General features: G+C 37.4%; 7 protein-coding genes. 1 reads left to right on the top strand and 6 read right to left on the bottom strand.

What is annotated here, in order from left to right; translation table 11 throughout:
- The first annotated feature begins 195 nt into the window (after positions 1 to 195).
- Entirely contained in the window at positions 196 to 369 is a 174-nt protein-coding gene (locus tag V7083_RS01860; RefSeq protein WP_335474769.1) for an aspartyl-phosphate phosphatase Spo0E family protein, read from the top strand.
- Positions 370 to 375: 6 nt separating this feature from the next.
- Here the strand turns inward: V7083_RS01860 and V7083_RS01855 are convergent, their stop codons facing one another.
- The 6 genes from V7083_RS01855 to V7083_RS01830 all read right to left on the bottom strand — a co-directional run bounded on the left by V7083_RS01855 (position 376) and on the right by V7083_RS01830 (position 5,669).
- Complete coding sequence (locus tag V7083_RS01855) at positions 376 to 1,668, bottom strand: MFS transporter (RefSeq protein ID WP_335474767.1); 1,293 nt, start codon at positions 1,666 to 1,668, stop codon at positions 376 to 378.
- A gap of 219 nt (positions 1,669 to 1,887) precedes the next feature.
- A complete protein-coding gene (locus tag V7083_RS01850; RefSeq protein ID WP_335474765.1) occupies positions 1,888 to 2,355 on the bottom strand; it encodes a DMT family transporter in 468 nt (155 codons plus the stop codon).
- 18 nt (positions 2,356 to 2,373) lie between these two features.
- Positions 2,374 to 3,072, bottom strand: coding sequence for a Crp/Fnr family transcriptional regulator (locus V7083_RS01845; protein ID WP_335474763.1), 699 nt, complete (start codon positions 3,070 to 3,072; stop codon positions 2,374 to 2,376).
- 98 nt (positions 3,073 to 3,170) lie between these two features.
- Positions 3,171 to 3,596, bottom strand: coding sequence for a DMT family transporter (locus V7083_RS01840; RefSeq protein ID WP_335474761.1), 426 nt, complete (start codon positions 3,594 to 3,596; stop codon positions 3,171 to 3,173).
- 293 nt (positions 3,597 to 3,889) lie between these two features.
- On the bottom strand, positions 3,890 to 4,873 hold the full coding sequence (locus V7083_RS01835; RefSeq protein ID WP_335474759.1) for an NAD(P)-dependent alcohol dehydrogenase: 984 nt from the start codon (positions 4,871 to 4,873) through the stop codon (positions 3,890 to 3,892).
- Positions 4,874 to 5,018: 145 nt separating this feature from the next.
- Positions 5,019 to 5,669, bottom strand: a complete 651-nt coding sequence (locus V7083_RS01830) for a FusB/FusC family EF-G-binding protein (RefSeq protein WP_335474756.1) — start codon at positions 5,667 to 5,669, stop codon at positions 5,019 to 5,021.
- Between the last annotated feature and the right edge of the window lie 143 nt (positions 5,670 to 5,812).

The raw sequence follows: 5,812 nt of genomic DNA, 5'->3' as shown, positions 1-5,812 counted from the left end.
ACCATCGGTGGTTTTCTCCCGTCTGTCCGAAGTTCCTCTGACTTCGGACACCAACCATGAATTTATTGCTTAGTGAGAACCCGTTACTTGCTTTTAAAACATTCCTCTCTCTGTTTTTTAAGAATTTGTTAAGGAAAAACTTCTAAAATATTACAGTATTAATTATTTATACAATAGTAAAATGGGGCAAATAAAATGCTTAAAATACGTCTTATCCATCAAAAGAGAAAATTAAAAAATCATATGGAATTATTACGAAATGAAATGATGCGACTTGGACTAAAAGAAGGATTAAGCAATAAGCGAACCGTTCAAGTTAGTAAAAAGTTGGATCAAGCTATCCTAAAGTACCAATCCCTTAATACATGATTGACCTTACACCTTGCCAGTCACTTGCAGTTTCCTTTCATGCACCTTTTCATTTTCTGCACGGTGTTCTTTAATGAGCAGGCCGCCTGCTAATCCAAAAAGAGAAAAGATGACGGGAATCATAAAGCCATAATGATACCCAACTTGGATCCCGGCTGATTGAAAATGATCGATGATTTTCCCAAAAACACTTGGTAAGAGGATTGCACTGATAAACCCACCAGTATTTGCGAAGCCAGAAACAACCCCCACTTCTTTCAATGGAAAGGCATGGCGCACATAGGCAAACGTTAATGGGTTTGCTCCATTTCCAAAACCAATTATGAAAAAAAGAACAAATAATAAAACGACTGGCGGTTTGCCGCCAAACAATGGGAACGCAGCCCAACCTAAACACATGATCAAATGCATAACAACATATGGGAGCCTGATCGTCCCAAAACGATTGGTGATCCAACTGATTAGCAGGGAACCACTTATTGCCCCAATAAGACCCACCATGACAAGCTGACTTGCATTCGATCTTGTCATCTCATATACATGCATCCCATAAGGGACAGCCCATGAACCAATAAAGCCCACATATGTACCAACCACTCCAAAGTGACATAAAAAGGCAGCCCATGCCTTTCGATCCAAGAAAATCCGTCGCAGCAAATCAAATGTTTTTTCATGATTCTGCTTTTTCCCCAAAGGCGTAATGACAGTATAGTTCTTTATAAACTTTTTTGGTTGTACAGCGATGACATAATATAGAAGGATTCCACAAAGAAAAATAATGATGCCCGTAATAAAGAAAGGAGGCCTCCAGCCCAGAATCATAATCCATGCTGAAAAAGGAACGCTTGCCAGTAAAAAACCAAGGCTTCCCATTATGCCAGCAAAGCCTATTAATCTGACAAATTCATTGGCTTTAAACCATTGGCTTAAGATTAAAACCAAATTGATCCATATCGCTGCATCCCCTATACCGGCCAATAACCTTGCTAGTAAAAGGGCGTATTCATTCCAGGAAACACTATATAATAGTGTACCTAGCCCACTAATCATCGTTCCAAGAATGAGAAACAAATTGGGGCCGTAACGATCGGACAAAATGCCAATCGGAATTTGCAAAGCCGCATAGGCAAAAAATTGAACACTTGCCAGCAAACCAATCATGGATGCTGAAACATCAAATTCTTTCATTAATTTATCTGGAATTAATCCAGGGGCTGTTCGCTGACTGATAATCAAAAAATAGGCAAATAGAACAGTACCAAATACTACCCATCTAAACTTACTCTCTTGTTTTTCCAAAAAATTTCGTCTCCCTATATTCTACTAAGGATAAATCCCATGTATAAAAATAAGCTTGAGTCAAAAACTCTAAACTTTTATAAATCTTAATTCAAAAACACTAACATTTGTAGTTTTTATTTTTCCTATGTCAAAAAAACAGTCTGCTACTTGAGTACTATAAACAAAAAAAAAACGGAATACAATGGTTACATCGCATTCCGGATTAAGAATTAGTAGTTATTGTGTGTTGACTGAAACAGTTCCCTTACCCGACTTTTTATTCCACTTAAAAACAATTACCCCAAGAACCATCAGGAAGATTCCTAAAATTTTATAATGTGTTAATGGCAATTTCTCAAATCCAAACCAGCCAAAAGAATCGATCAAAATGGCCAACGTAATCTGAGAGATGAGGACAATGGAAATAGAGTAGGCAGGACCTAATAGACTTATACCTTTCATAATGCAAAAGACTAGGACTACTCCTAGTAGACCACTAAAGAGGTATAGTTTATTTACTTTTCCAAAAGAAAATAACGATGTATGATCCATAACCATAAAGAATGGCAGAGAGGTCAAGAAGCCCAGGCCTAGAACCAGCGTGGTTGTTGCCCAGGAACCAAATTTTTCACTCACTCTAGTATTAAAGACAGTTTGCAGACTAATAAAAATGCCTGAAATTATAGCTAACAATATTCCTTGCATGGCAATTCCTCTCCGTTCTTATTCATGGATATGCCCATTTGCCCGTTCTCTAAGTCTCGGCAAATCTTTTATGGTGAGGGATCCTTTATTCCGTTCGATTATTCCCTCAAGGACTAGTTTCTGTATGACCCTATTTAAGTGTCGGTAGCTTGTTCCGATCAGAGCAGCTACCTCCGTCAGGTTAGTCGTCCTCATTTCCTTATGATAGATATTTCCTTCACCCTCTGATGATAAAGATAGCAAATAACTGGCTAAACGAACCTCAACAGGCAGCAACAGGTTTAAACTGTTGGATTGGGATTCCGTGTATAATTTTTCCGTAATAATTTTTAATAAAAACTGTAGGAATTCAACTTGTTTCGACTGCATGGTTCGCAAGACATCATAGGATACGCCAATCAGTTCACCATCCGAAACAGCCTCTACGGTATTTAATACGCTCATCCCGTTTACAAATTCCACATCCCCTATGATTGCAAGAGGTGTTTTGAAACGGACGATTAGTGTATTCCCTTCTGATGAGATGGCATACACTTTAAACTTCCCCTTCACCATAAAATACATAGAATGTAACTGATCACCTTTTGAACATAGGATTTCACCTTTACTGAACTGGTGCAGTGTTAAATATTCCTTTACCTCATTTGAAAAAATAGATTCTAATTTATATTGGTCAAGATAACCAAGAAGCCGTGATTGTTCATGTATTTCTTTCATTTTTTTCACCTTTTATATTTTGCCTCTATTAAATTTGTCCATTGAGTAACGTTTTCCAATGGAATGGGTCATAGATCAACAGTATTATTTACTCTAGCTTATATTTTAAAAATAACGATTCCTACCATAATTAGTGCCATTCCTATTATTTGCTGCAAAGTAATGTTTAATTTCCGTACACCGAATAAACCTCTTATATCTATTATATATGCAAAAAGTAGCTGTGAAATTAACAGCGTCGCAATAGCAAATGACATCCCCAGCTTATTAATGGCCGTCATTTCTCCGATGACAATGATTACTCCAAACATTCCTCCCAGAAAATACACAAAGGGCACCTCGCGAAAGCCTCTTGATTTTCCATCTCTTACAAACAAAAAAATAATAAATGAAGCAATAAATCCAACGAGATGAACAATTGTTGTCGTATGCCACGGACTAAGTTCCTCAGACATTCTTGAATTAAAGACACCCTGCAAGGAGATAAACACCCCAGCCACAATTGAAAACAGGATTCCTTTCACCCATTTCACCCCCCATATTCTTCTCTTATTAAAATACAGGTGGGCTAAATAGAGAAAGGACATATGTCCCGAATGAAAAAAAGCGGACTTTACCTCGAAGAATCGCTCTTTTGTTGAATTTAATGCTATATGTGTTGAATCCTCTTCTCTTTTTGTTGAATTCCTGGCTTTTTGTGTTGAATCCGCTAATTTTTTTGTTGAATCACTATTCAATTTTGTTGAATCACTATTCAATTTTGTTGAATCCTTTTAATTGTTCCTCCACATAAAAAAACAGGAGGAACTCCTCCTGTCTACTCTTCTTCAACACTCACTTTTATGACAACATTACCTCGTTTATGCCCTTTTTCCACATATTTATGAGCTTCCACAATATCTTCAAATCTATAAGATCGATCAATCACGACTTTTAACTTTCCCGCTTCGGCAAGTTCACTTAGAAAATCAAGAGCCTCGGGAGTTTCAGGTGCATTTTGACTCAATATCACTCTTTTGCTGCTTGCTAACTTCGTCCAAACCATTCGAGCATCTGGCAAAGGTTCGGTAACATTTATATAGGTACCTTTATCTTTTAATAATTTGATACAGTCTTCGAACGAGCTCTTGTTTACTGCTTCAAAAATCACATCGTACGTCTCGCCTACAGTTGAAATATCTTCTGTGGTGTAGTCAATGACCTGATCAGCGCCTAGTGATTTTACCAAGTCTACATTCGCAGCACTGCATACTCCTGTGACGGTTGCACCGAAATATTTGGCAAGCTGGACAGCATAGGTTCCTACACTGCCAGAGGCCCCATAGACCAGTACCTTTTGGCCACTTTGAATGTTGGCTTTTCTAAGAAAATGCAATGCGGTACGAGCTCCAATGGGAATAGCAGCTGCTTCCTTATGTGAAATATTGGACGGTTTTATGGAAATCGGCCCATCTTCAGGGAGACATATATATTCTGCATACGCTCCAAAACCCACTAGTGATGCTGCAAAAACCTGATCACCCTGCTTAAATCTTTTTACGGCTTTTCCAACGGATTCGACTTCTCCCGCCAATTCCATCCCCAATATCACTTTTTTAGGTTTTCTCATACCTAGTGACATGCGAGCAGGCAGCCACACTGACCTGGGAACCGTAAAACTCCGTGATCGAATATCTGCAGCTGTGACAGTCGTTGCCTTTATTTTTATCAATATTTCATGATCCTTAGGTGTTGGCTTTTCGATCTCTTTTAGGTGAAGAACATCAGGGGGACCGTACTTTTTATACACAATAGCCTTCATTCCTCGTCCTCCAATCCGTTTTGTTCTTTATTATCATACGAATGATACGGATAAATAGAACGAAGATTTCAGACCCGTGCTAAAGAGAGAGTATAGGCAAATCAAGAGTCCATTCTCAGATACAAAAAACCATCATTTGAAAATCTCACACTCCTAGTGAGTCTTTGAGAAAGGAAGTTACATATTCGACCTCTGTGATTTTATGATTGCATTCACTGCTATCAGCGCAAATTAGATTGCCTATAGATCTATAATAATCTGGATTTTTCGCTTTTTTTGTTTTTGTTACGGTAGATAGATAAGTTACCTCTCCAAAACAATTACAGAAAGAACAATAAGTTTTTTTGGTGGCTGGTGTGAAATTACATTCAATGCCGACCATTTTACCATCCAGCTCGTATACAATAAATTTTTTATTCAATCTTAGATCATTCCAACTTAAATAGGTCAGTTGGTGGTGGTCTATTTTTGATAAATCAGGTAGCTTTAATTTTTTTTGCTTTGGGAACATTTTTTTCAGTTGCTGCTCTGTTATGATTGGAAAGGGTATTAAAAAGTCCGAAAGAAGCTGAATATATCGCTCATACTCTTGATCGGTTTTCAGTTTAGAAAGATCCAGCATTTCCTGTTGATCCAATGATGTATTAGGAAAGAGATTCAAAATTTTGGCATTAGCTATATCAATCACAGCAGTCAAAACAGTTGGAGGTACATTCTTTTTTGTGCTGTCCTTGATCAAAGAGATCTGTTTTTTTATAAAATTTAATTGTTCATTTTTAATAAATTTTTCGGTCATCATTTTTCTCTCCTATTTACGGCTATTAACACTTATTTTATCTAACAGAGTCAGCTTATAAAATGGAGAAAATAACTTAGAAACGTTTTTTACATAGGATGTTAAACTCGTCTGTTGATTTCCGATCCAGGCACTTCGCTTTC

Origin of the sequence: Bacillus sp. JJ1764, assembly GCF_036962145.1 — a bacterium.
Lineage (GTDB): Bacteria > Bacillota > Bacilli > Bacillales > Cytobacillaceae > Neobacillus.
Note: the sequence above shows the minus strand (reverse complement) of the source record. Positions and strands in the feature narration are given on the sequence as shown.